At 58.0% G+C, this 761-nt stretch carries 1 protein-coding gene; it reads right to left on the reverse strand.

Going from position 1 to position 761, the window contains the following annotated elements:
• A partial coding sequence (locus QP140_RS09750) for a helix-turn-helix domain-containing protein (RefSeq protein WP_284759463.1) occupies positions 1-710 on the reverse strand: 710 nt, incomplete at its 3' end.
• Positions 711-761: the final 51 nt, after the last annotated feature.

Consider the following 761-nt stretch of genomic DNA (forward strand, 5'->3'; position numbering starts at 1 on the left):
GAAATCGTCCCCGGATCACGCCCAAGCTCACGCGCAATCGCCCGAACCGATAAATTCCGATTCACCCGATCCGCGATGCGCTCCCGCTCCACCAACGACAAGTACCGCCGGTCAATCACCTTCTCCACCGCAGCCTGCGGCAGCACCTCCACCGGAACACTGACCCGGCCATCAACATACGCAAGAACCTGCATAAGCCGTTTATAGCGATAAACTGCCTGACCATCGGGCACAAACGGCACACGCCGACCACGTGTTTTAATCACCCCCTTATCAACATCGAGCGCACCACGTAACCCCATCCCACACGCAGCTGCAGCAGAACGACGATCCAACCCACAGGCCCGAAGCTCCAAATACTCCACTCGCCGCGCCGTAGCCACAGCCCGCCGACCCTCAGGAGCAGGACGGGGCCGCGCACCAATCGATATCCCCACCCGGTATACCGACGAAGGATTCACACCCAACCGCCGCACAATATCCATTGGCGCGACATTCTGGGCAAACAACGCAACAATCTCGTCAACCACCTGTGACGACAACGTCTTATTCCGCAGTGGTAACCCATCACGATGCGCAATCCGATACGCCGTAGCTAACGACCATCCCAGATCCAACCCAGCCGCACGCACCGACAAACCATCACCCACCACCAACTGGTGAAACCGAGTGATCTCCTCAACCGGTGGATCCCACCGTGACACCGTCATCACCAACACCAACCCTTCAGATCAGTGTTGCAACGACCACTAGAACTTAAG

It is taken from the genome of Corynebacterium sp. UMB9976, assembly GCF_030212265.1.
Classification (GTDB): Bacteria; Actinomycetota; Actinomycetes; order Mycobacteriales; family Mycobacteriaceae; genus Corynebacterium.